Below are 24,965 nucleotides of genomic sequence, written 5' to 3'. Positions count from 1 at the left end.
GCTTAGCTACGTCTAACTTGTAAGCGAAAACCGCTCACGGCGTTAGCCTAGGCTATGCTCAAAATCAACCCGTCTTTGGTCACGCTCTGGTCTAAAATCTGCTTTCTATGGCTCTTGCGTGTCCTTCTAGGCCTTCAATTCGGGCGAGTTTGGTGATGGCTTTTTCTTCTTTGGCTAGGGCGTTTTTGGTGTATTGGACGTATTGGATGCGTTTAACGAAGTCATCAACGCCTAGTGGGGAGAAGAAGCGGGCGGTGCCGGCGGTTGGTAAGATGTGGTTTGGACCGGCGAGATAGTCGCCTAAAGGTTCAGAGGCGTTGGCGCCCAAGAAGACGGAGCCGGCATTTTGAATTTGATTCAAGTAAGTCATTGGTTCGTCAACTTGAATTTCTAAATGTTCAGGGGCGATTTGATTCATCAGATCAAAGGCTTGATCTAAGTTATCTACGACGGCAATGAAGCCTTGATTATCTACGGCAGCTTGGGCGATTTCTTGACGCGGTAAGGTGGTTAACTGGTCATCAACGGCTTGGCTGGTAGCTTGGGCGATCGCTAGGCTGGTGGTTACGAGCATTGGTCGGGCGAGTTTGTCATGTTCTGCTTGAGAGAGCAGGTCAGCTGCTATTTTTTTAGGATCAGCATTTTCGTCAGCGATAATGCCAATTTCTGAAGGGCCGGCAATCATATCAATGTCAACTTGACCGAAGACTTGTTTTTTAGCAATAGCGACGAAGATATTACCAGGACCCATAATTTTATCAACTTGTGGAATTTGGTTTGTCCCGTAAGCCAAAGCGGCAACGGCTTGCGCACCGCCGATTTGATAGATGGCGTCAATGCCAACAAGTTTAGCGGCAGTTAAAACGGCGGGATTAATGCCTTCTGGTTGCGGGGGGGTAACCATGACGATCTTGGCAACGCCGGCAATTTTAGCCGGGATGGCACTCATTAAAATCGTTGAAGGATACGCGGCAGTACCACCGGGAACGTAGAGGCCAACAGCGGCTAAAGGTAAAACTTTTTGACCGCGGACGACGCCAGGTTGTTCGGCATCCATAAAGCCATAAGTAACTTCTTTTTCGTGGTAAGAAGTAATATTTTTCTGGGCTAACTTTAAAGCGTCTAATAGATCTTTTGGACAGTTATCATAAGCTTCGTCAATCACGCTTTGTGGTACTCGAAAGTCATCTAAGGTGACGTTGTCAAATTTTTGAGTATAAGTTTTTAGTGCAGCATCACCGTTTTGACGGACATCCGCAATGATTTGGGCAACGGTTGCTTCCACAGTAGGATTGTTGGCGGCTTGGTTTTGCCGTTGGGTGACTTGCGCACTGAGTTTTTCATAAGTATCTTGGATAATTTGCATTGATTAGACCTCCAATTGTTGGGCACGTTTTAGATTCGCACTGAGTTGAAAGATTTCTGAACGTTTTTGTTTTAAAGCCAGCCGGTTGACCACCAAATGTGTCGAAATCGGTTGTAATTCGGTATAAATTCTTAAATTGTTTTCCCTTAAGGTAGACCCTGTTTCCACAAGATCCACAATGGCATCGGCGAGACCAACTAGGGGGGCTAATTCCACGGAACCTTCAATTTTGATGATTTCCACATCTTCTCCGATGCGTTCGAAGTAACTTTGTGTAATATTAGGGTATTTAGTAGCGATAATTTTACGTTTAGTTTGGTTAGGGTTAAAATCTGGTGTGGATGCCAGTGCGAACCGACATTGGCCCGTTTTTAAATCCAGCATGTCATATTGGGTATTTTGTTGCTCAGCTAAAATATCGGAACCAACGATGCCGATATCCACGGCACTGCGGTCTAAGTAAGTTGCCACATCAGGGCCTTTTGCCAAAATGAAATGAAAATCCGGATCTTCGTTAAAGATCAACTGGCGGCCTTTGTTACGGATCGCACTGCAATCAATACCGCTAGCCTCTAGGAGTGGCAGGACTTGTTTTTCGGTCCGACCTTTCGTGAGTGCAATTTTTAAAGTCATAAGTTAGGCCTGCCTTTCTGTTAAATCAATAAGTTTCGCAGCTTGCTGTTCAGCGATCCGCTGGGCGGCTTTAGAACTATCCGTTAAACAAAGGCTGCTGTTAGGGATGTTGGCTTGTAGCGCTTGGGCATCTGCCCATTGTTCCGGCTCAAAGTAAATCAATGTTTTTACCGGTGGCTGCTGTAAAGCTTGCTGGGCCACAATGGCATCAATATCAAAGGCGAGACCTACTGCCGGTTGAATGGTTTGTTGGAAGTTGGACAATAACTGGTCGTAACGACCACCGCTGAAGAGGTAATCATTGGCCGCTTGGCTGTAAGCTTTAAAAACCATTCCGGTATAATATTCTTGCGGGGACTCAACGCTGAGATCTAAAGTGACGGTTAATGTAGGAAAATGCTGTTGTAAGAAGTTTTTGGTCTTTTTTAAGTCACCGATGATATTTTGTAGCGCTGGTTGTTGCGGCAAGGTGGTTAATTGCTGTAATACGGCTTCAAAATCACCGAATAACCAAGGCCAAGCTTCTAAGAAGGGATAAAAACGATCATTTTTTAAAGGTTGAATGAGCTTGGCATAATGGGTTAGATCTTTCGCAAATAAGGCAGTTTTTAAATTTTGCTGCATTAAATCATTGATCGGTAAGACATTTAAAACCTTAGCTACAAATTGCGCATCGCTAAGTTCGATGGTGAGATCAGGAATAGCCAGCTGCTGACAAATTTCACTGGCGGTGATCAAACATTCCCATTCGGCTTTTAAAGAGGCATAACCGATAATTTCTAAGCCGGCTTGAGTCACTTGATTATAGCTGCCGGATAGTCGCCGTTTAACTCGGAAAATATCACCGCTGTAATACCATTTTACCGGCGTGTCGATGCCCGTTGCGCTCATCACCCGGGCAACGGGCAAGGTCATGTCTGGCCGTAGAACTAAAGTATCGCCATGCTCATCGATCAATTGATAAGGTTGATAAGTTTGTTTCGCTAGTGGTTTAAAAACGTCACGATATTCTAATAAAGGCGTGATGATTTTTTGAAAACCCCGATTTTTAAGATTTGTTTGAATTGTTTGTGTGACTTGTTCTTTAACCATGGCAATTGTGCCGAATTCATCTCGGGTGCCCGTTGGTAATTGCTTGTTGGACATGGCTAATGACCTCCATTCTTAATTTAATTTCAAAAAAAAAGCCCTCGAAAACATAAACTTATGTTTTCGAGGGCAATTAACTTCACTTAATTACGGTCCCACCTCAATTTTGTTTACACCTCACGATGTAAACCTCACACTACTGAAGACTAAGTCTAGGTCAAAGAGCCTTAACAGTCTAGAGTAGCTATGATAACGCAATTGCTGCGTGGCGACCTACTAATTTCAATCGTCAAGTTCATAGATGTGTGTTCAATTAGCTTGATGGTTCCTTCGCAGCTACGGAACTCTCTTGGCATCACGCTTAATTTACTTTTTCTAATCACTACTTCATTTTATTAACGTTTTATGAGAATAAGGTTAGTATAATATGATTCTGAAAATTGTCAAGTATTAATTTAAATATTGGGCAACTTGATGATAGCCGCCGCCAACAGCTGAAACGCTATGGGCATCTGAACCATAAACCAAGGGGATGCCCATGTCATAAGCTTTTTGAATGGTCTGAGGATCGGGATAGGTTTCATTACAGTAAGTTTTATAAAGGCCAGCAGTATTTAAATCTAAGGCAAAATTATTTTTTTGAACAGCCGTCAAAAGGGCGGTTAATTTTGTTAAGTTATTAGCATCAAAGGTCGTCGGCAAATGCAAGGCGTCTTGGAATTTTTTGATCAACGTTAAATGGCCTAATCGTTTGGGCGCATAAGGGCCAAAGTTTGTAGTGACGGCAGTTTTTAACGCGTCTAAGTATTGGCCGTAAAGCAACTGCGCATCTTGAATTGGCGTCAGTAAACCAGTTTGATATTCTTCAATCGTATTATCGACACACCAATATTTATCATTTAACCCCTTCAAAAAATGGATAGATAAGACGTTATCCGTTGTTTGGGCCCCGTATTCAGCCCAAAAATCTTTCGTCCAAGCAAGTTGGCTAGGTAAAAAATCTAATTCAAAGCCGATATTAATCTTTAATTGAGACCGATATTTGGCCTGCAGTTTTTGGCATTTTTTGAAATAAGCCGGTAAATCTGTCAGCGACATGGCAGCTTCTTCAATTCCGCTAGTACTGCCTTGATAGTCTTGGTGGAATTCCGGTGGCAAAGGCGCATGTTCTGTAATACTGTATTCTTGAAAACCAAATTGAATGGCTTTTTGAATCATTAATTCCACATCATCCCCGGCACCGTGGGGACAAAATTCCGTATGGGTATGACCGTCTTTTTTTAACATGATTGTCCTCCATTTTTTGAATAATTCATAATTAAGTTGGTTTTTAGCAATCAGTACGACATAGGTTCAGTATAGAATTACGGCATGGTCAGCGTCAAATACTGTTTTTTTACAATGTAAAATATCCTTAAATTTTCAATAATTTCTCTGGAGTTTCCCGTTAAAATCTTGATATTTAAAGAATTTAACTGCTAAGATATACTGAGGATTGTTTGGTTCAGTTTCGTTTATCGTAACAGACACTGAATCAAAATTTACAAAATAAGTGAACAAGTTCTTTATTAAGATGAAAGAGCTTAATTTTAGATAGAAGAAGGTATTTATTTTGATAACGGTTAAAGCACCTGGAAAGCTTTATATTGCTGGCGAATATGCTGTCGTGGAACCAAGTTTTCCTGCCGTCATTGTTGCTTTAGATCAATTTGTGACTGTGTCAATCGCTGAAAGCCAAGGTTTCGGACGAATTGAATCGAAACAATATCAGGAGAACTCCCTTTATTGGCGGCGTCATGGCGATGAATTAGTTTTTGATAATCGGGATAATCCGTTTCATTATATTTTATCAGCCATTCGTTTTACAGAACAATATGCGCGGGAACAAGGTAAGGCTTTAAAGCTGTTTAATCTAAAAATCAATTCACAGCTGGATTCTAAAGATGGTCGAAAATACGGACTAGGCAGTTCGGCAGCAGTGACCGTTGGAACGATTAAAGCCTTATGCCGTTTTTATGATTTGACCTTAACTAAGGATCAAATCTATAAGTTAGCGGCGATTGCCCATTTAGATATGCAAGGCAATGGCTCTTTAGGTGACATTGCGGCCAGTGTTTATGGTGGCTGGATTGCTTATCGGTCATTTAATCATGATTGGCTTTCAGCGCAGCGGCATACCAGTACTTTAAGCGCTTTATTAAACATGCCTTGGCCGGGCTTAGCGATCGAAATTTTGACACCGCCTGAGGGATTAGAGCTTTTAATCGGCTGGAGCGGCTCACCAGCATCAACATCGCAGTTAGTTGATAAAATCACGATTGCCACCGCCACAAATCATGCAGCGTATGAAACCTTTTTACAGGCCTCTAAAGCTTGTGTGGATCAGCTGATTCAAAGTTTTAAAGCCGGTGATATGCAAGGCATTCAGACACAGATTACGATGAATCGGCATATTTTACAAACGCTTAGTGATTTTAGCCAAGTTTCGATTGAAACACCTTTATTAAAGCAAATGTGTGATGTGGCCGAAGTCAATGGCGGCGCTGCTAAAACATCTGGCGCTGGCGGTGGTGACTGCGGGATTGCGGTAATTGCAACGGATAGTGCCAGAAACCAAATTTATACACAGTGGCAAGAATTAGGCGTGGAACCGTTAAATTTAAAAGTCCATGAAGTGATGGAGTAAAAATAAATTGTAACGATCACGTGAAAATACGAGATAAGTGACCTCAAATGTAAAATTGAGGCCGCTTATTTTTTTTTGGCTAAAATTTAAAAGGTGAATTTCCCGGGAAATTCATCGAATATACCAAAATATGATAAGAATCCTTTTAATAGTTGATAAAAGTACCATGGCTTTTTTTGTTATTATGAGGATAGTTAAAAAATCTGCATTGGGAGGATAATATATTGTGAAAAAATTATTAATTAGCTTCGCAGCACTCGTTTTATCACTTATTGGTCTAGCACGTTTGACAAATTCGGTACAGGCAGAGACAACTACTAATCCGGGACAATCAATTATTACGAACTTGGAAAAAGGGGCAAATAACGGCAAGTTACAAATTAATGACGCAGACTTGAATCAAGCTCGAAATTATGTGAATAGTGCGCAAACAACAATTACGCAAGCACAAGCAGATGCGGTGAATGCGGATATCAATCACGCACGCGAGATCATTGATGTTTATGCCCCTAGCGCCACGAGTTACTCAGAAGTAGGACAGAGATTATCAGCTAGTAAAAAAGAAGCGTTGCGCCAAACGGTTTACCATGCTGCAAAACAGTTGAGTTTAACCGTGACATTTGGCCAAGGTGATGCGAATGGGTCAAGTGATACGACAGATAGCAATGTCGCTGACGAGACATCAACAGCGACCGCTAATGCTACCGACAGTAATATTGCGCCGACAATTACCGATAAGCAAGGCAAAGTAATTTATGAACCGGCGTCAACAACGGGGAGTAATGGGGCAACAACGATTGTGAAACAAACAGGTGTCTCTTATGGGACAACAATCATTGCTTTAGGGCTTATTTTGAGTTTATTAGCCGGTGGTTTTTATTTAACTCGGAAATACCAACGGACGACAGACTGATGAAAAAAGCACGGCGGTTTTGGCGATACGTTTATATACCTTTGTTATTTTTAGGTTTAGGCTATGGGCTTTTTTATGTGGCAGCACGACCGTTTTTAAATTTTATCAGTAGCACGATAACTTTGATTACCTTAGATCGACCGCCAAGTTTTAAAACAGCAGCTGCAACGGATGTTTTTAAATCTGCTAAGCAGCAGACAGCGCAAAAAGCAGCTGTTAAACAGCAGGTTTTGCCCAGTTATGGGCAATTGTTTGGGCGGTTGCAAGTGCCAGCTGTAGATTTGCAGCAGCCTTTATATTACGGCGATGGCAATGCACAGTTAGCTAAAGGCGCAGGGATGTTTAATGGCAGCCGTTTTCCCGGCGGTGCTGGCACAACGTTGATTGCTGGCCATAATACAACGGCCATGGCGGCTCTCAGCCAAGTCAAATTGGGACAAACTATCGTGATTGAGACCAACTACGGGACATATAAGTATGAAATAACGGCTAAAAAAGTAGTGGCCTATAACGATGGCCAAGCATTTGATCTGAGTGGTGCTTATAAAGTGATTTTGTACACTTGTTATCCCACCACAACAATTGGCTATACGGCACAGCGTTTAGCGGTTTATGGCACTTTAGTTTCAGGACCAAAATTAAATTTATAGGGGAGTAACGCCATGTCTGGACGAACTTTGAAACATTTAGGCACTTTGATACTCACATTTCTATTAACGTTTTGCCTATTTGTTATTAGTACGCTTTGTATCGTCCGGATGACGGTAATGCAGCCAGACTTTACGAAACTTCAGCTACGGCGTTCAGGATATGTGACTTATGTTACAAAATCTGCGAACACGGCCATTGTAAATCTTGGTCTTGGCTCAGGCGTCCCAAAAACAGTTTTTAAATCAGTACCCACAAAAAAAGTTGTGACGCAAGATGTGGCCTATTTTGTGGATCGAGCTTATGCCGGTGCCGGGATTAAATTGCCAGCACCTAAAGTTCGGCAAGCACTAGAAACAAAGCTGACGGCTTATGAAAAAAAAGCGGATCTAACGTTAACAAAAGCCCAGAAGAAGGCGGTTGATCAATTAATAGATCAAGCTGTTAACCGCTACACCAACAGTATTCAAATCCCTTATTTGAATCAAATTGGCCGCAATGTTCGACAAGTACAGCGCTATTTATTATTAACCTTGATTGGGGTAGCGGTCTTAGGACTTATTTTAATTTTTAGTCTCTGGCGGATATTGCATTTTAATCATCGCTTGTGGCGCTATTTGGCCTATGCTTTATTAGCCAATGGTCTAATGTTAATTATTGGGCCGGTCGCCTTAATTTACAGTCGAATTATTCCGCGTTTAGCGATTAAAACCCAAGGCTTATATCAATTTGTGACGACTTATTTGCAAGCAATCACTTGGCTATTTGTGATTGCAGGATTATTAAGTTTAGTTTTAGGCTTGGTGGCCACTTTGAGCAGCGAGCTTAAACGCAAGCAGCGGTTGGGGGGGTGAGTTTATGGAAATGAATACGGTAATCAGCATTGAACGTATTTTAGTGATTTTAAAAAAACATTTTCGATTGGTCGGCTTGATAACGCTGCTGATTACCGGCGGCGTTTGGGCGGGCACCTATTTTTTAATGACACCGCAGTATCAAGCCTCAGCGCAAGTACTGGTGAACCGTAAGCAAAGCAATACTGTTGTGCAGGCCAATCAAATTCAGACAGACATTCAAATGATTAATACGTATAAAGATATTATTCGCAATCCTATTATTTTAGATGATGTGGTTCAGAATTTAAGAGCCAAGGGTGATTTTACAGGCAATGTTCAGCAGTTACAAAAAATGATTACGATTTCTAATAAAGAAAATTCACAAGTTTTTTCAGTAGATGTGCGGGCTAAAAATCCATATTTAGCTGCGGATATAGCTAATGAAACGGTTGAAGTTTTTAAAAAGAAAATCGGCAAGATCATGAGTGTAAATAATATTTCCATTATCTCCAAAGCAAAAACCGATCACCGGGTGGTCTCACCGAGTTTAAAAAAGAATTTGGCCGTGGGGCTTGTAGGTGGTTTTCTGATAGGCTTATTGCTGGCAATTTTACGGGAATACTTTGATAAGACCGTCAAAGATGTCCAGTTTATTTCAGAAACATTGGATTTACCTAATTTAGGGTTAGTTTTTGAAATTCCAGAAAGTACAAAGCGCCAAGTACCAAAAACGGCCAAAACTGAAAAAAGCCGTACAGCCAAACGGATTCAAGGCTAAGTATTAAAAAAGGGGGGTGGTTGAAATGTGTGCAAAAGTTACCAAACAGCAGCCGTTAAGTGGGGTACAGCTAGTGACGATCTTAGAACCGACGGCAACAATTTCCGAACAGTTTCGGACCATTCGAACAAATATTCAATTTTCCCAAGTGGCTCAGAAATTGACCGTGATTATGATTACTTCTGCTAAAAAATCTGAAGGGAAGTCGACGGTTAGTGCGAATTTGGCCGTGACTTGGGCGAATCAAGGACAGAGTACGTTGTTAGTGGATGCGGATTTAAGACGACCAACCGTACACAAAACTTTTCAGCTATCGAATCAATATGGCTTGACGTCTTTACTGACGACGGACAATACGTTGGATTACACCGCCACAATGCAGGCGACGATGGTTGAAAATCTTTATGTCATGCCATCGGGACCAATACCGCCAAACCCATCAGAACTTTTAAATACTTCGCGGATGAATCAAGTCATTGCAGATTTAAAACAAAACTTTGATTTTGTCATCTTTGACGTTCCGCCAGTGGGTGTCGTCAGTGATGCTCAAATTATGGGTACAAAAGTAGATGGTACGGTTTTAGTTGTCCCCCAGGGGATTGCTTTAAAAAATAGTGTCGTACAAGCAAAAGCTGCTTTAGAAAATGTGCACGCCAAAATTTTGGGCGTCGTTATGAATCGGGTCAACAGTACTGAAGATAAGTATTATGGCGGCTACTACGGCAGCGATTCGTAATGCAACTGATAGATCTACATTGTCATTTATTACCAGGGGTTGATGATGGCCCCAAAACACTGGCTCAAGCGCTGACTCTGGCAAAAGCCGCCGTAAAAGAGGGCATTGGGTACAGTTTATTAACCCCACATCATCTAAACGGCGTCTATGATAATCCCCGGCAAAAAGTCTGTTTGCAAACGCAGCTATTTCAAAAAGCATTACAGCAAGCACAAATTCCCTTGACGGTTTTTCCGGGTCAAGAAGTGCATTTAAGTGGGGCATTATTAACCGAAATTCAGCAAGATAAAATTTTATTTGCGGATAATACCGGACGCTATTTATTGCTGGAATTACCTTATGACGCGATCCCAACTTACACTTGGCAGATGGTGGATACGTTATTAGCCCAACAAATTCGGCCAGTAATTGTACATCCAGAACGAAATTTGGGCATTCAAGCCGACCCTGCCTTGTTATATCAATTGGTCCAAGCGGGCTGTTTAAGTCAGTTGACAGCAGGCAGTTATGTCGGTGTTTTTGGGAAGAAAACACAGCGATTGACTCGGCGTTTCATTGAAGCTGGGTTAGGCCATTGTTTTGCATCAGATGCTCATCAGCTAAACGGGCGCAGCTTTTATATGCGTCAAGCTTTTCAAAAACTACAACAACACGCCCCACAATGTGTTACAGATTATCAACAAAATGCATTACATATTGTGAATGGGGATCCCGTAACGATCGCACCTTTTAAAATTGTAAAAAAATATCAACGTTTTTGGCTATTCTGAGTCGTTTCTCAAGGGAGGAAGAGAAATGGAAAAAAAAGAAGTTATAGACCAATATACTTTGACCACAGTGACTGAGCTGCGGCAAAAACATGAAATTAGTTGGCTTTATCAAGTAATTAAACGTGTGTTAGATATTATTTTATCGTTGTTAGCGTTAACCGTTTTAGTCCCTTTCTTTATCGTTTTATTTTGCTGCTACCGGATTGGAGATAATCATGGCCCCATGTTTTATAAGCAGCCTCGTGTCGGTAGAAATGGCAAGATTTTTCAAATTTATAAATTCCGGTCAATGGTTGTGAATGCGGATGAAATTTTGCAGTCTGACTCGGCGCTCTATCAGAAATATGTTTTGAATAACTATAAATTGAATCCTGAGGAGGATCCAAGAATTACAAAATTAGGTCGGATGTTAAGACAGCGCTCAATTGATGAACTCCCGCAATTTATTAATATTTTAAAGGGTGAGATGTCTCTTGTAGGGCCGCGGCCAGTGATTGAAGCAGAACTTGAAGAATACGGGGATCAGGCGGAGACTTTTTTGTCGGTAACCCCCGGGGCCATGGGCTATTGGCAAGCCCATGGCCGCAGCAATATTCCTTATCCTTATCGTGTGAATTATGAACTTTACTATGTCGACCATGCTTGCTTCCGTTTAGATTTACAAATTGTTTTTAAAAATATCATCAGTATTTTTAAAAAGGATGGCGCTTATTAATAAGCGTGGCTTTGATTGTTGGGGGGATGTAGGATGGAAATTAAAATTTTGACAGCGACGCATAAACTTTACCCAATGCCAGAAAGGGCACCGTATTTGCCGATATTTGTTGGTAAAGCGCTACACCCTTTACTGGAGGTGCCTTACATCGGGGATGATACTGGCCGCAATATTTCGGTTAAAAATGCCACGTATAGTGAACTCACAGCACAATATTGGGCTTGGCAAAATTTAAATACAGCAGATGCGGTGGGCTTAGTTCATTATCGCCGCTATTTTCAAGGGGATCAGCGGCATGGGGCTATCAATCAGCGATTATTGACACAAGATGCCTTAGAGACATTATTCCAGACAACAGCGGTTATTGTGCCTAAGCGCCGTCATTATTATGTTGAAACTAACCGATCCCATTATATTCATGCGCATCATCAAACAGGCTTAGACTTGGCGCGATTAATTATCAGTCGAGATTACCCGGCGTATTTAAGGGCGTTTGACTGGCAGATGCAGCAGACATCCGCACATATGTTTAATATGTTTGTGATGAAACAGTCGCAATTTCAAGCTTATTCTGGTTGGTTGTTTGATATTTTATTCAAGATTGAAGCCCAATTAGATATTGCGACTTATACCCCTTACGAACGTCGTGTTTATGGTTTTATCAGTGAATTATTGCTGGATGTTTGGTTAAAAACAACGCAGCAGAAATATACAGAGATTCCATTTTTATGCACGGAATCACAACATTGGCTGAAAAAAGGACCGCAGTTTTTAGCACGTAAGCTCGCCGCTAATGTTTAACGGGCAACTAAAGCCGACTAAAATCTGAAGTTGCTTGCCTAAATTTATAATGAAAGTGGCGGTGTTCATGGTTAAAAGTAGTCATTTAGCAGTAGATGATAATCCGGAAATTATAAATATAGCAAAGCTTGTTTACGCTATATTTATTTTTTCATATTATTTTTTAATGATGAGTACTTTTCGGGAACTGCCAATTAGCAGTACGGTCCGTCTACCGCTTTTGTTAGTTGAGGTTATCCTGTTTGCTTTTTTAATTATTTTGCGACCGCAACAGCTACAGACATTGTTGTGGCAAGCGGGACTGTTACTTTTAGCGATAGGGTATTGGTATGTAGGTCGAGAGCTATATATATTGTTGTTAACGGTATTGTTAATTGCTTTGCCCTATAACGAATCAGGGTTACGTCAATTTTTGAAATTTGATCTTTATTTAAAAATTGGGGCGGTTTTACTCCTTTATTTTTTAAGCACGCGGGGATTTATTGAAAACAATTATTTGCTGACTGCAGACCGATTGGGGATGACCTTAAATAAGCGGTTTGCATTTGGTTTCAGCCACCCCAATCAATTCGGAGCGGTTTTAGGGTCAATTTGCATGCAATGGCTTTATGTTGCCCGTAAAAAAATTGGCCCGGTAATCTTAACGCTTCCGATAATGCTGCTGGTTTTTCGTTATAGTGGTTCGCGGACGGCACTTTTAAGTTATGGGCTATTTTTAGTAATTTATCCTTTATGTTGCTGGTCTAAAACTCAACAGCTATTACAACGTTTTAAAGGCCTGTCTTGGGTAATAACCCAGAGTTATACTTGGGCTTTTTTAAGTTCAATTTACTTAATTTATCTTTATCGGTCACAACAAGGTTTGGCCATTTGGTTAAATCAAGTTTTGTCCGGCCGTATTGAATTGGCAGCGGCTTATTTAAGAATTTACGGCGTTAAACTTTGGCCCCACGCCAATCAAGCCATAGTGGATACACAAACGAGTATTTGGTCTACCTTAGATAATCAGTACATGCACATGCTAGTGACCTATGGCTTAGTGACAACGATTGTCTTTTTGTGGCTGATGCAGCGGCTGTTGCGGTATTTGATACGACGCCAATATTATGGCTTGCTAGCAGTCTGTTTCGTTTTTGCAGTCTCTGGATTAATGGAGTTTCAGCAATTTGTCTTAACCATAAATTTTTCATGGTTAGCACTGAGTTTAAGTGCACGCTATAAGGTTTTAGAACCTAAGCCGCTAGTCCAGCAAGAACGGGGGCTGTGATATGACAACAAAAGTAATGATTTTAATCCCTTATTTGTCAGGAAAAGGGGGCATGGAGACCGTTTTAACCGCGTTAATTCAAGATTATCCGGTGCCTGAAGGTTGGGTGCTCACCTATGGTTTGACGCAAGGCATTCAAGAGCCCGCTTTTTTAAAAACACAATGGCCCGCTGAATTTAAGTTAAAAAAAACCACAACATTTAAGCCGTTACGTCAAGTAAGAGGCGTTATGCAGACGTTTAAACAGCTGCAGCAAAATCAACCAGATATTGTAATTTGTATGAGTACACGGTTGTTAAAATTAGCTGCAATTTGGCAGCGTTTAACACATCGACGGGCAAAGTTAATTTCTTGGCTGCATTTTTCATTAGCGGATAATCCTGCCATTAATCAGCACAGTTTGCATTGGGCGCAGGGCCATTTATGTATTAGTACAGGGATTCAACAGCAATTCATTGCAGCTGGTATTTCGGCGGCACAGACTTATTTGGTCTTTAATCCAGGGCCTGAACAACAGCCATTACAATTACCGGCGCTTACCCCGCAAGTCCATTTTGCCTATATCGGTCGAATTTTATGGCAAGGGCAAAAACAGCTTCATATTTTATTTGAAACTTTAGCGCACTTAGCCGGTGATTGGCGCTTAACAGTTGTGGGGGATGGGCCGGATTTAGTTGTCGCTCAAGCATTTTTTAAGCGTCATGGTTTAAGCCAAAAAGTGACTTTTTTAGGTTGGCAGGCGCAACCTTGGTCAAAATTGACCGCCATAGATTGTTTAGTTCTAACCTCTAAATACGAAGGTTTTCCAATGGTTTTATTGGAAGCGATCAGCCGTGGTATCCCAGTGATCAGCAGTGACTGTCCGACGGGTCCTAGCGACATCATTACACCTGCAAATGGCCGTTTATATGACCTTAACGATGCAGCAGCACTCGGTCAGTTATTGCAATGTTTTGTAGCCGGCACCCTTACTTTTGAGTCCGAATTAGTCCAGCAGACAAGCCAACAATTTAATGCAACCGCATTTTTTAAACGTTTTAGTCGGGCATTAGAACAGATCCAGAATTCATAACCGGAAAGGGGCTTTGTGATGAACAGCGTCAGTTTAATTGTACCAATTTATAATAATTACAGTACACTACGAGCCTTATTTCGAATGATTCGGCAGCAGACTTATCCAAATTTAGAAGTTATTTTGATTGATGATGGTTCTACAGATGGCAGTGGAGCGCTTTGTGATCGTTGGCAGGCCAGTCATCAGGAATTGCCGATTTATGTGGTACATCAGGACAATCAAGGCCTGTCCGCTGCACGGAATCAAGGAATTGCTACCGCCACGGGTACTTGGTTGACCTTTGTGGATGCCGATGATCAAATTACCCCGGATTATGTCGCTTATTTATATGGTTTAACTCAAAAACATGCTTGTTTGTTAGCAACTTGCAATCATCAAGTGGTTCGCGGTCAAAAAAGCCGACCTGCTTTTACAGTGAACGCAGCTACCGGTGCGGTGACCAGTCATAATTTTTTAGAAAATTTATTATACCAACAGCACTTTGATGTGTCGTCTTGGGGTAAGCTTTATCATCATAGCTTATTTCAAGCGGTCACTTATCCTGTGGGCCAGCTTTTTGAAGATACAGCCACCACTTTTGAACTCGTGCTGAAAGCGCAAAAAGTCGCTTATGGCAATAAAGTACAGTACCACTATATAATTCGACCGCAATCTATTACAACCACCACTTTTGATGCGCATCAGTTAGATTATTTAACGGCAACGAAATTAATGATTCAAGGTATTTTACAAGTTTATCCCGACTTAAAGATCGCTGCAGCACAAAGGTTAACCTATGCTTATATTAGTGTTTTAACTAAGTCTTTCAACGGCCCGCAAAATGATACTGCGGTTAAAACGTTACAGCTGCAATTGCGCCAAACGATTTTACAACGTAAACAGACACTCCTAGGCCCAAGAGTTGCCAAACGCACGAAAATTAGCGTACAGATCTTACAATATTTTGGCGTTGATGGGCTGCGCTTTTTTTGGGACCGTTATAATTGGTATCGTAACCGGTAATGCAGAGGAGGCCAAAAATGAAAATAGATTTTGTGCTGCCTTGGATTGATGGTCATGATCCTAAGATATTAGCGCAACAAAAGGCGCTAGAGCCAACTGGCTACTCACAAGTGGCCCGCTTTCGCGATTATGGGACGTTGGCTTACTGGTTTCGGGCAGTGGAGCGTTATACGCCATGGGTGAATCATATTTTTCTTTTAACGAATGGCCAAGTACCACCATTTTTAAATCAGGCATCCCCCAAAGTTACAGTGATTGACCATCGAGCGTTCATTCCAGAAGAATACCTACCAACGTTTAATAGCAATACGATTGAACTAAATCTTCATAGAATACCGGCTTTAGCAGAGCATTTTGTTTTATTTAATGATGACCTTTTTATCAATGCGCCGCTGACCCCAAATTTCTTTTTTAATACCGCTGGTTTACCAAGATACGCAGCTATTTTTCGGCCGATTATGCCGCAAAGTACGTTTGACCATCTGCTTTTAAATAATTTAATTGTTTTGAATCAGCATTTTAATAAATTTCAAGTTTTAAAGGCAAATTTAGGCCAGTTTTTAAGCCCGCTTTATGGGCTGAGACTGATCAGTAATTTGGGAACATGGCTGCATCGGGGTGGCTTTGAAGGATTTGTATTAACACATACCGCGCTACCCCATTTAAAAAGCACCTTTGAAGCCGTCTGGCAAGCAGTGCCTCAAGAAATGACTCAGACATGCCAGGATACTTTTCGACAGCCTAAAAATGAATGTAATCAATATTTAGTTAAAGAATGGAATATTTGTACCGGTCGGTTTGCGCCAGGGCGCTATGATCAAGCAGCTATGGTATCATTAAATGACATCCTAAATCATACAGCGGACTTTCAGAATACAAAACATAAACTCCTTTGCATTAATGATGATGAAGTTGTTGATTTTTCAGCTAAAACAGCCTGTTTAGCGGCTGCTTTGGCACAAAAGTTTCCTGAAAAAAGTCAATTTGAAGCGTAGGTGATGAAATGCAACTCAATATCGTGGCGGGGCATCTCGGTGGTATTGGTGGAACAGAACGCGTTATTGTCGATTTTGCCAATGGGTTAAGCCAACGGGGCTATAAAATTAATTTTTACTTTATGGTAGATGAAATTTCAGATGATCGCTGGTTGCTACAGATCAGTCCCAGTGTGACCATTCATCGAGTGCCTGCTAAAAATAAATTACAAAAAGCAAGATCTTTATTCAAACTAAGCCAACAGCTGGCAGGAATTGTCTTAGTGGTTAATACGCGAAATTTAAAATTTTTAACTTATTTGAAACGGCGCTTTAAGCGTTCTTATATCGTTGTCAGTTGGATTCATACCAACTTATTCTCCCGTTCTGGGTATAAAGCAATTCCTTCAGCAGATTATCATTTAGCTGTTAGTGAAGGCATTTCGCAACAACTACAGACGTTAGGTGTTTCAGAAGATCGGATTTTTGTTGCGTTAGATCCTGTAGCGGAACAAAAAACAACCTTACCTAAAAGTGCCGGTACTGAGCCAGTCCGCCTAGTTTATGTGGGGCGGATGGAGAACACCGCCAAAAATATTATGGGGCTGTTAGATACTTGTGCCGCATTAACGGGGGCTTTTCAATTAGATATTTATGGTGATGGGCCAGATTTGGCAGCAATGAAAGCTTATGGCAAAAAGTTAAAATTACAAGATAAAGTCATCTGGCATGGTCAAGTCATTGATCCTTGGCGCGTGATGCCTAAAGCAGATGTCTTAGTATTGAGCTCTAATTATGAGGGCTTGGCTTTAGTATTGTTAGAGGCGATGAGTTACGGCGTACCATGTGTGGCTTATGATTGTCCCGTGGGGCCGGCAGAGATTATCCAATCAGGCCTAAATGGCTATTTAATTCCATTGAAGGATACGGCGGCATTTACCCAGAAAGTACAGCTGTTTGTGGACCGCCAAACCGATTTCTCGGATTCATTAGCCATTAAACGAAGTATTGAACGGTTTTATCGACCAGCATATTTTGAACGCTTAGTGTCTATTTTTCATGAAATGGCACAACGTAACTAGAGGTGATCAGAGTGACCCAATTGATTTCAGTGATTGTACCGATTTATAATGTGGCGCCTTATTTAACCGATTGTTTACACAGTTTGAGTGCTCAAACGTATACAAACTTTGAGGCGTTGTTAATTGATGATGGGTCTACCGATGATTCCGGCCGAATTTGTGATACTTGGGCCGCTGTTGATCAGCGGTTTCGCGTTTATCACCGGCAAAATCAAGGCCTGTCTTGCAGTCGCAATTTTGGGTTAGCCCAGGCAAAAGGCCAATATTGTTTATTTTTAGATAGTGATGATTATTTACAAATAACGGCGCTGGCAGAAACCCGGGCGCAAATGAGTCCGCAAGTCGATGTGGTTTTTTATGATCGCTTGAATTTAACGCAGACGCAGCTAACACCGTTTTACCACCATAATTATCAAGGCTTATATACGCCGCAAGCGATGATCACAGGTTTGTTAACGCGAGCTTTTAATCATTATGCCACGGCGTATTTAGTAAAAACGGCTTTATTACGGCAACAGCGGATTAGCTTTCCGCCGCAGCAGAATTTTGAAGATGTGGCCACAACGTATAAAGTCATTCTAGCAGCGAATCGTATTTATTATTTGGCGCGGCCCCTTTATATTTACCGTTCACGGGCAGATTCTATTTCCGGTCGGATGACCCCCTTGTCGCGGCAGCAGTTGCAACGGGCTAATTTAGCATTTGCCCAAGGTATCCGCCGCAGTTATCCAAACAAGCCGCTAATTGACCAATATTTGATGCAAGGCTGTTTTTATTTAACGAATAAGGCCCATGATGCCTATATGGCTGGCGAACTTAAGCAAGCGGCATTTTTTGAGGAGTTAAAAAGCTACCAGTTTGTTTTGGCGATTTTGTTACGGCATTACCCGATGGCAAAGTTTCGCAAATATCGATTACTATCCCAGCTTATGGTGCAGCGCCAATATGGTCTCTGGCGCCAACTGTGGTTGCGTGTGAAATTTGGCGTGGCCCATGGATAAATATCGGCGTTTAGTCAACAACTCAATTATTTTTGCCGTTGGGAGTTTTGGCAGTAAATTTATTTCATTTTTTATGCTGCCACTTTATACATACACTTTAGCGCAAAGTGATTATGGGATTACGGATCTGGTGCAGACAACGGTCAGCTTATTACTGCCCGTCATCTCATTAAGCGTCTTTGATGCGGTTTTGCGCTTTATTATGGATCAGGATCAACAGCCAGAAGTTATTTTGACTTGTGGTTTTTTCTTGACCGTTGTCAGTGCTATCGGGGTCGCCTTAATTGGTTTTGGAATTGCCCAAGTCAGTGACTGGCCTTATTTGCGGGCCTTAGTCCTGATTTTGATTATTCAGAGTTTTCAAAATCTGCTGGCGCAATATATTAAAGCGATTAATCATGTCCGGCTGTATGCGGCTAATGGGATCATCTTAACGCTATTGACAGCAGGCTTAAATATTTGGTTTTTATGGGGGTTACGTTTAGGGGCCGCTGGTTTTTTCCAAGCGATGATTTTAGCGAATTTGACTTCAGTTATCTATCTAGCCGTTATCGAAAAAATTCATCGTCAAATCAAATGGCGCTACTTCAGTTGGGCTAAGTTAAAAACAATGCTGCGGTATAGTGTGCCATTGATGCCTAATGCGACGGCTTGGTGGACGACCAATATGATTAATCGCTATTTTATTTTGTATTTCTTAGGTCAAGCGGCCAATGGTCTGTTTGCGGTGGCTAATAAAATTCCAATGATTCTATCCGTTGTCAACTCGGTTTTTTTCCAAGCTTGGCAGTTATCAGCGATTGAAACTTACGGTTCAGAAGACAGCACGGCTTTTTATAAAAATATCTTTGCTGTTTATTCCAGTTGTTTATTACTTGGCACAAGTTGGCTGATCGTTGGCTTACGGCCGTTAATTTGGTTATTAGTAAGTGATAGTTATCAAAGTGCTTGGCGGACCGTGCCATTTTTACTGCTGACGGTTGTTTATACAAGTTTTGCCAGCTTTTATGGTCAGTATTATATTGCAGCAAAAAAGACATTTGGTGTATTTACAACGACGATTATTGCGGCAGGAATTAATGTCTTAGGTAATTTTATTTTAGTCCCGCGCTTTGGGCTAAATGGCGCTGGTTTTAGTGCGATGATCAGTTTCTTTTGTTTGTGGCTGATCCGCTATTTTGATACTAAAAAGTTCGTTACAAATCAAATGGATTTAAAAAATCTAATTGGTAATCATGGCCTTATTTTGCTACAGTTGTTTTGTCTTTACCACTGGTCGGACCAATTTTGGCTGAGTTTAATAATGAGTGGTTGCGTCGGTTTATTTGCTTTGTATTGGAATCGGCAAGTGTTACAGTTACTGTATCGTTTTGTCAAACTGAAATTTAGAGGGACTGAGTGAGATGGCAATGTCTTTTAAATCTTGGCTGGGTGCCCAATTAAAGCCCCAACAAAAATTATGGCTAGATTATTATCGGCCCAGTCGGCGGCGTTTTAGCGCTACGGCTAACCGCAAAATTTTTATTTTACAAAGTGCCCGGCATAGTCCAAATTTAGGGGACTTCGCCATCGCCTTTGAACAGCGACAATGGCTGGCACATCACTGTCCAGCGTATGAACTAGAAGAGCTCTATACAGACGGCCAGCCCGCAGATTATCGTCAAATGGCGCGCGTATTGACCCCAAAAGATATTTTGGTCTTTCAAGGCGGTGGTAATTTAGGTGATTTATGGCCGCATTGGGAGTATGAGCGGCAGTTTATTGTGCAAAAATTTCCAAAAAATCCGATTGTGATACTGCCGCAGTCCGCTTATTTTTCAGAGACACCTCAAGGTGAGCGACTGTTACGGCGGGCACAACGTATTTATAATCAGCACCCTAATTTAACGATGGCCGCCAGAGATCGGACAAGTTATAATTTTTTAAAAACAAAATTCGGTTTGAGCAACGTATTGTTGACGCCAGATATTGTCCTAGCAGACCATCAGCTAAAAGCCAGTGTGGCCCAAGCAAAGCTACAGCGGCAGTCAGGTAAAGTCACTTTAGCTTTACGGCAGGACAAAGAAAAAAGGCTGACCGCTAATTTAGAAGTAGAATTAGCGAACAGCCCAGATTTAACAGTGACCAAACTGGATACGGTATTAACAAATTATCAGCCAGCGCAATTTCAAGGTGCGTTGCAGCAGCTTTTATGGTGCTTTGCGCAAAGTGAGTTGGTCATTACGGATCGGCTGCACGGCTTAATTTTTTGTTATTTGACCCAGACACCGTGTTTATTTTTAGATAATTTAGATTATAAGTTAAAACATCTCTATGAAACTTGGCTGCAGCCGTGTACCTTCATTCAACCAACGACGGTTGAAACTTTACACGAAGACATCGCTAATTTGCGACAACAAGGGCCTACAAAACAGGTTTTAGATTTTACAGCAGATTTTAGGCCACTACAACAGACTTTTCAAACACTTATGGCTTTGTGAAGGCGGTGCTTAAATAATGCTGGCCAGCGGTTAAATCGTATTGGACTAAACGATAATCTTGCAGCAATTTTTTCTGTTTCGCAGTTAAGTCTTTAGAACGTACGAGTTTTTTAGTCGTGGCTGTGACTAATTGGGTATTGGTCTTCACATTGTTAGGATCACCGCTGCTTAACATATTTGTAGTGATGATCGGCAGTTGGTTGGTAACTTGTGTTAATAAAGCCGTATAACCACTGACTTTTGTATTGGCGACATTTGCCAACGTGCTTTCAAAGCTGTAAGGCCCCAAAGTACTAGGCGCCTTTGCTTTCGTCAGCGTGGCATGATTAGACCAGATGAAATACGGGGTTTCGTGCATTTGAACGCCGTACTTCTTAAAATTTACATGACTATAAATGCCCGGTAGGTGATCGCCATAAAAAATGACGATCACATTTTTTTTGACTTTTTGCAAAGCCGTTAAAAAATAACGGTTGGCTTGATCAGTGAGATTCACGCCATTTGCATAAGTTTCGATTTGGCTTTTTTCACTGGTGCTCAGATCACCGCTAACTTTGAAAGGATTGTCAGGGTAATATTTCTTTAAGTAAGGCATATGATTTTGCATTGTGAGGACATGATAAAAAGTACTGCCGCTTTGATTGGCGTTAATTTGATCTAAGGTGGCTTGATAGGTGGCTTGGTCAGAAACATAAGGGTTATTTTGAACAACGTCTTTGTACGGGAAATAATCCGGGCCATCTTGGGTATAAAATTTTGAAAAGCCAAACTTTTTAAGTACCGCATGGCGATTGTATAGGCCACCGTTATAAGGATGTAAGGCGATACTTTGGGTGAAATCATTATTAAAAGTGTGTACGGTGTTTAGTTTGGAGACGAGTTGGGTATAAGGCGTGATTAAAGATGGTGCGAAATTACCCATGGATAGGCCGGTTAATGCTTGAAATTCCATATTGGCAGTCCCACCGCCGTAACCGTTACTAATCATCGTCCCACTAGGATTTTCAGCTAAAAGCTGCCGCGTATAAGGCATTGGATCTTGATTTAAGGTGATGCCAGGGACTTTTGTCGGATCACTAAAACTTTCGCTTAAGATCAAGACAACATCGGTATTTTTTAAAGTTTGCCGGGTTTTGTTAGTGGTCTGAGCCTTTTTTTGATAGCGTTTTTGTAAAGCAAGCATCGTTTTTTTAGAATAATGGCTCGGTTCAGTCATTATGTCGCTATTCAAGTAATTTACAAAATTTAAAATCGGACCATTACGTTTGACACCCCAAACTGGATCCCAATAAAGCGGGTCATTATTTAAAGCTAAGCCTAGATTATGTACTGGACTTTTAGAATTACTGATGGAGAAAAAACCGCCGCATAGTAGTAAAGCTACCGCCAAAGTGCGCCAGCGGCTGCGGCGGGTATTAAAGAATTTTAACCGCTGCTTGCGAAAAACAAGCAAACAAAGGCCAGTGATGGCAATAACGGCTAAAATAATTAACAATAAAGCTTTGAGTGTGATCATATGAATCAATTCGGGTAAAGAAGTAATCATGCCTAAATCGCTGGGTAAAAACGGCTCATTTCGCAAGGTTAATTTTGTATGATTTACAAAGCCAAAAATCACCGCTAACAGCAAAATTAAAGTGGTACTCAGCCAATTTCGATTGGTTAAGCTTAACAACAGTAAATAAAAGCCAATTACAAAAATAAAGGTCAGTATTTGGAGGCCAAATAAGAAACCAAAAAATGGCTGGGCTTCTTGAAACGTATTAAAAGATGAGAAAAAGACGATGTAATAGCTCAGTGCACTCACCAAAAAAACTTGGCCTAATTTAAAAATTTTCTTCTGCATATCGTTACCTATTCAACTTAAATTTTTGGCGCTGATTCGGCCAGAGTTTACCCCAAGCTTTAAAAATCAGCCATCCTATTATAACACCTAAGGCATTCATTAAAACATCATTGATGTCGACCCAGCGGTTAAGCTTTAGCAACCAATCCAAAATAAATTGCAAGCTTTCAATACCCAGACCAATACCAAAGCCCAAGGCCAAGCTCGTTTTAAAACGGAACTTTGAACGGGTTAACGGGGCCCATAAACCAAGGGGCAAGGTTAATAAAATATTTAAGTAGAAATCCGTACCGATACCGCGAAAGGGGATGGGATTGGTTGGCACAGGACCGACCCAAATCGGCGTCATTTTCGTAAAGCCCGCGAGACTCAAATTGGGTTGAGGTACGAGGCATAAAAGCCCTAAAACGGCGAAGTAAAGAAAGCCGGCTAATAAGACAATGATTTGGCGGGCCTTCGTTTGACGGCCTAAGCGGCGGATAAAGTAAATATTTAAGCCGATTAAATAAATAAAATAAGGGCTATATTTTAATAGAAAATTATTGGTCGTCACGATATAATCTCACACCATCCAAACCGAAGATTTTGTCACTAAAGCTATTAGGTTCCTGGTCTTCGTGAACCTCACGCATCATTTCCATTCTAGAATCCATTAAATCTAATTGATGTAACAAAATGGCTTCAGGCGTTGCTGGTTTCACGGGGGACCCCCATTCTAAACGCCCATGATGGGACAACACTAAATGCCGCAGTAATAAGAATTTTTGATTTTTTAATAAATCACCGTAGGACAATTTAAAAACTGTAACGCCTTCACTGACTAATAAGCCGTCAATAATGGCCACATGTTCCAATAACTGACCGGCGGGGCTCGCTTCATGACTGTGACTATCGGTATAGGCGTAAGCCTTGCCTAGATCATGGAGTAAAATACCCGCATAGAGTAAACTTTCGTTAATCGTTGTGCCATAAATCGTTTTTTCCAACAAACCTTCGGCGGTAAACGCCATGGATAAGGTATGGGTATACAACCCTCCAATAAAAGCGTGGTGCATCGCAATGGCTGCAGGCATGTGATATAAAGGATCTACGATATCATGAGCGGCTTGTGTATAAAGATCGGTCACAATTTTATTGTAATCAGGATCTGTAATTTTATGAATAAAATGACGCATAGTCTTTTTTAGCGTTTCGGTATCCCAATAAGAGCTAGGTAAATAAGCGGTTAGATCTTGATCTGCAGCTAAATGCAGACTTTTTTCGTCCAAAATAAATTGCAGATTACCTTGATAATCATTGCGTTGGCCAGAAAAGTTGACGATCTTATTGTTAAACAAAATCGTTTGATCACTGGCATCCCAGATTTTAAAGGGCACAGTTTTAGTTTGTGTGACGAGCTGGCCACTAGCAAATGGGTTACCTTTGCTGGTGGCTTTTAAAGTGACTTCTTGAAACAATGCCGTACCTTGGGTTGATTGATTGTTTTCAATTTCATAAAAAGCCATATAAAACACCTCAAATTTAAAATCAAAAAAACTGATAGATTAAGTTATTATCCTTAACTTACCAGTCTTTTTTAATAGATTCAATCTCTTTTAGTTGAGCCGTACGGCAAAAGTCTGCACAAGTTTGGGTAATAAGCGGGCAACAAGTTTAAAGATGAGATAACCCACAATAACCCCTAGGCAGTTGGTGATGATGTCATTGATATCGACCCAGCGTTTCAAATCCACAACTTGATCAGCGATAAATTGTGCCGATTCGATCGTTAAACCGGTTAACAGGCCTAACTGTAAGCTTTGTTTTAAATTTGTATTTTTGGCAAATAGGCCCAAATAGATACCTAGCGGAACGGTCATCAAAATATTTAAAAAGAAGTCGGCCCCGATACCGCCAGCAAAGGGGATAGAATTTGTAGGGGCCAAACCGATCCAGACGGGATGCAAGGTGGCGAAATTCGCACTGCTTAAGTAAGACGGAGTGAAACAAAAATAATCAATGAAGATTAAGTAAACGGCGATACTGATCAATGAAATACGTTGGTAGATCGACCGGGAGGCTAAATTAGCCCGAACTGTGAAAAAAAGAATCGGAATAAAAATGATAATCATTGGTAAATAACGCATTCAAAGGACTCCTTTCTGGCAAAATCTATCTAAAAAGACTTGTTATCTTAATTACATTACTTAAGATAACAAGTCTTTGTTGTGGGAAAATTTAATTTTTATAGAGAATTAACGATATATTTATGAATATTATCGTCAAAG

At 41.1% G+C, this 24,965-nt stretch carries 25 protein-coding genes and 1 other annotated feature; of the genes, 17 read left to right on the top strand and 8 right to left on the bottom strand.

Annotation, left to right across the window (positions count from 1 at the left end):
• Positions 1 to 91: 91 nt before the first annotated feature.
• From hisD to hisJ, 4 genes are all read right to left on the bottom strand, one after another.
• A complete protein-coding gene (hisD, locus tag EKM93_RS09330) occupies positions 92 to 1,366 on the bottom strand; it encodes a histidinol dehydrogenase (RefSeq protein WP_125715253.1) in 1,275 nt (424 codons plus the stop codon).
• Between the two features lie 3 nt (positions 1,367 to 1,369).
• Positions 1,370 to 1,999: an ATP phosphoribosyltransferase gene (gene hisG, locus EKM93_RS09325; protein WP_125715251.1), complete on the bottom strand. Its 630-nt coding sequence runs from the start codon at positions 1,997 to 1,999 to the stop codon at positions 1,370 to 1,372.
• 3 nt (positions 2,000 to 2,002) lie between these two features.
• Positions 2,003 to 3,145, bottom strand: coding sequence for an ATP phosphoribosyltransferase regulatory subunit (locus tag EKM93_RS09320; RefSeq protein WP_125715249.1), 1,143 nt, complete (start codon positions 3,143 to 3,145; stop codon positions 2,003 to 2,005).
• Between the two features lie 65 nt (positions 3,146 to 3,210).
• Positions 3,211 to 3,480, bottom strand: a binding site (T-box leader).
• Between the two features lie 58 nt (positions 3,481 to 3,538).
• On the bottom strand, positions 3,539 to 4,375 hold the full coding sequence (hisJ, locus tag EKM93_RS09315; RefSeq protein ID WP_125715247.1) for a histidinol-phosphatase HisJ: 837 nt from the start codon (positions 4,373 to 4,375) through the stop codon (positions 3,539 to 3,541).
• 325 nt (positions 4,376 to 4,700) lie between these two features.
• On the opposite strand from hisJ, the gene EKM93_RS09310 reads away from it, so the two are divergent.
• The 17 genes from EKM93_RS09310 (at position 4,701) to EKM93_RS09230 (ending at position 20,852) form a co-directional block, all read left to right on the top strand.
• Positions 4,701 to 5,774, top strand: a complete 1,074-nt coding sequence (locus tag EKM93_RS09310; protein ID WP_125715245.1) for a phosphomevalonate kinase — start codon at positions 4,701 to 4,703, stop codon at positions 5,772 to 5,774.
• A 226-nt stretch (positions 5,775 to 6,000) separates the two neighbouring features.
• Positions 6,001 to 6,687: a hypothetical protein gene (locus EKM93_RS09305; RefSeq protein ID WP_125715243.1), complete on the top strand. Its 687-nt coding sequence runs from the start codon at positions 6,001 to 6,003 to the stop codon at positions 6,685 to 6,687.
• Complete coding sequence (locus EKM93_RS09300) at positions 6,687 to 7,337, top strand: class D sortase (protein ID WP_125715241.1); 651 nt, start codon at positions 6,687 to 6,689, stop codon at positions 7,335 to 7,337. The genes EKM93_RS09305 and EKM93_RS09300 overlap by 1 nt, the downstream gene beginning before the upstream one ends.
• Positions 7,338 to 7,349: 12 nt before the next feature.
• Positions 7,350 to 8,189 (top strand): hypothetical protein, encoded by an 840-nt coding sequence (locus EKM93_RS09295; RefSeq protein ID WP_125715239.1) that lies wholly within the window; start codon positions 7,350 to 7,352, stop codon positions 8,187 to 8,189.
• A gap of 4 nt (positions 8,190 to 8,193) precedes the next feature.
• The gene (locus EKM93_RS09290; protein WP_125715237.1) at positions 8,194 to 8,949 is read left to right on the top strand and encodes a YveK family protein; all 756 of its coding nucleotides are present in this window, start codon (positions 8,194 to 8,196) and stop codon (positions 8,947 to 8,949) included.
• Positions 8,950 to 8,974: 25 nt separating this feature from the next.
• Entirely contained in the window at positions 8,975 to 9,685 is a 711-nt protein-coding gene (locus EKM93_RS09285; RefSeq protein ID WP_125715235.1) for a CpsD/CapB family tyrosine-protein kinase, read from the top strand.
• Entirely contained in the window at positions 9,685 to 10,455 is a 771-nt protein-coding gene (locus EKM93_RS09280) for a tyrosine-protein phosphatase (protein ID WP_125715233.1), read from the top strand. Before EKM93_RS09285 ends, EKM93_RS09280 begins: the two co-directional genes overlap by 1 nt.
• A 25-nt stretch (positions 10,456 to 10,480) precedes the next feature.
• Entirely contained in the window at positions 10,481 to 11,170 is a 690-nt protein-coding gene (locus EKM93_RS09275; RefSeq protein WP_125715231.1) for a sugar transferase, read from the top strand.
• A gap of 33 nt (positions 11,171 to 11,203) precedes the next feature.
• The gene (locus EKM93_RS09270) at positions 11,204 to 11,971 is read left to right on the top strand and encodes a DUF4422 domain-containing protein (protein ID WP_125715229.1); all 768 of its coding nucleotides are present in this window, start codon (positions 11,204 to 11,206) and stop codon (positions 11,969 to 11,971) included.
• Positions 11,972 to 12,038: 67 nt separating this feature from the next.
• Positions 12,039 to 13,238, top strand: coding sequence for an O-antigen ligase family protein (locus EKM93_RS09265; RefSeq protein WP_164507052.1), 1,200 nt, complete (start codon positions 12,039 to 12,041; stop codon positions 13,236 to 13,238).
• A gap of 1 nt (position 13,239) precedes the next feature.
• Positions 13,240 to 14,310 (top strand): glycosyltransferase, encoded by a 1,071-nt coding sequence (locus EKM93_RS09260; RefSeq protein ID WP_125715226.1) that lies wholly within the window; start codon positions 13,240 to 13,242, stop codon positions 14,308 to 14,310.
• Positions 14,311 to 14,328: 18 nt separating this feature from the next.
• Positions 14,329 to 15,315, top strand: coding sequence for a glycosyltransferase (locus EKM93_RS09255; protein ID WP_125715224.1), 987 nt, complete (start codon positions 14,329 to 14,331; stop codon positions 15,313 to 15,315).
• Between the two features lie 17 nt (positions 15,316 to 15,332).
• On the top strand, positions 15,333 to 16,310 hold the full coding sequence (locus EKM93_RS09250) for a capsular biosynthesis protein (protein WP_164507051.1): 978 nt from the start codon (positions 15,333 to 15,335) through the stop codon (positions 16,308 to 16,310).
• An 8-nt stretch (positions 16,311 to 16,318) separates the two neighbouring features.
• Positions 16,319 to 17,371 (top strand): glycosyltransferase, encoded by a 1,053-nt coding sequence (locus tag EKM93_RS09245; RefSeq protein ID WP_125715220.1) that lies wholly within the window; start codon positions 16,319 to 16,321, stop codon positions 17,369 to 17,371.
• 11 nt (positions 17,372 to 17,382) lie between these two features.
• Entirely contained in the window at positions 17,383 to 18,372 is a 990-nt protein-coding gene (locus EKM93_RS09240; RefSeq protein WP_164507050.1) for a glycosyltransferase family 2 protein, read from the top strand.
• On the top strand, positions 18,365 to 19,774 hold the full coding sequence (locus EKM93_RS09235; protein WP_125715216.1) for a lipopolysaccharide biosynthesis protein: 1,410 nt from the start codon (positions 18,365 to 18,367) through the stop codon (positions 19,772 to 19,774). Before EKM93_RS09240 ends, EKM93_RS09235 begins: the two co-directional genes overlap by 8 nt.
• A 1-nt stretch (position 19,775) precedes the next feature.
• Positions 19,776 to 20,852 (top strand): polysaccharide pyruvyl transferase family protein, encoded by a 1,077-nt coding sequence (locus EKM93_RS09230; protein ID WP_125715214.1) that lies wholly within the window; start codon positions 19,776 to 19,778, stop codon positions 20,850 to 20,852.
• Here EKM93_RS09230 and EKM93_RS09225 read toward each other — a convergent pair.
• The 4 genes from EKM93_RS09225 to EKM93_RS09210 form a co-directional block, all read right to left on the bottom strand.
• The gene (locus EKM93_RS09225; RefSeq protein WP_125715212.1) at positions 20,839 to 22,698 is read right to left on the bottom strand and encodes an LTA synthase family protein; all 1,860 of its coding nucleotides are present in this window, start codon (positions 22,696 to 22,698) and stop codon (positions 20,839 to 20,841) included. The genes EKM93_RS09230 and EKM93_RS09225 overlap by 14 nt on opposite strands.
• Positions 22,699 to 22,702: 4 nt before the next feature.
• Positions 22,703 to 23,251: a VanZ family protein gene (locus EKM93_RS09220; protein ID WP_125715210.1), complete on the bottom strand. Its 549-nt coding sequence runs from the start codon at positions 23,249 to 23,251 to the stop codon at positions 22,703 to 22,705.
• Positions 23,238 to 24,203, bottom strand: coding sequence for a 3'-5' exoribonuclease YhaM family protein (locus EKM93_RS09215; protein ID WP_125715209.1), 966 nt, complete (start codon positions 24,201 to 24,203; stop codon positions 23,238 to 23,240). Before EKM93_RS09215 ends, EKM93_RS09220 begins: the two co-directional genes overlap by 14 nt.
• Before the next feature lie 90 nt (positions 24,204 to 24,293).
• A complete protein-coding gene (locus tag EKM93_RS09210) occupies positions 24,294 to 24,824 on the bottom strand; it encodes a VanZ family protein (protein ID WP_125715207.1) in 531 nt (176 codons plus the stop codon).
• Positions 24,825 to 24,965: the final 141 nt, after the last annotated feature.

Source organism: Agrilactobacillus yilanensis, from assembly GCF_003946725.1.
GTDB classification, from domain to species: Bacteria; Bacillota; Bacilli; order Lactobacillales; family Lactobacillaceae; genus Agrilactobacillus; species Agrilactobacillus yilanensis.
This window is presented reverse-complemented; position numbering and strand designations above follow the sequence as displayed.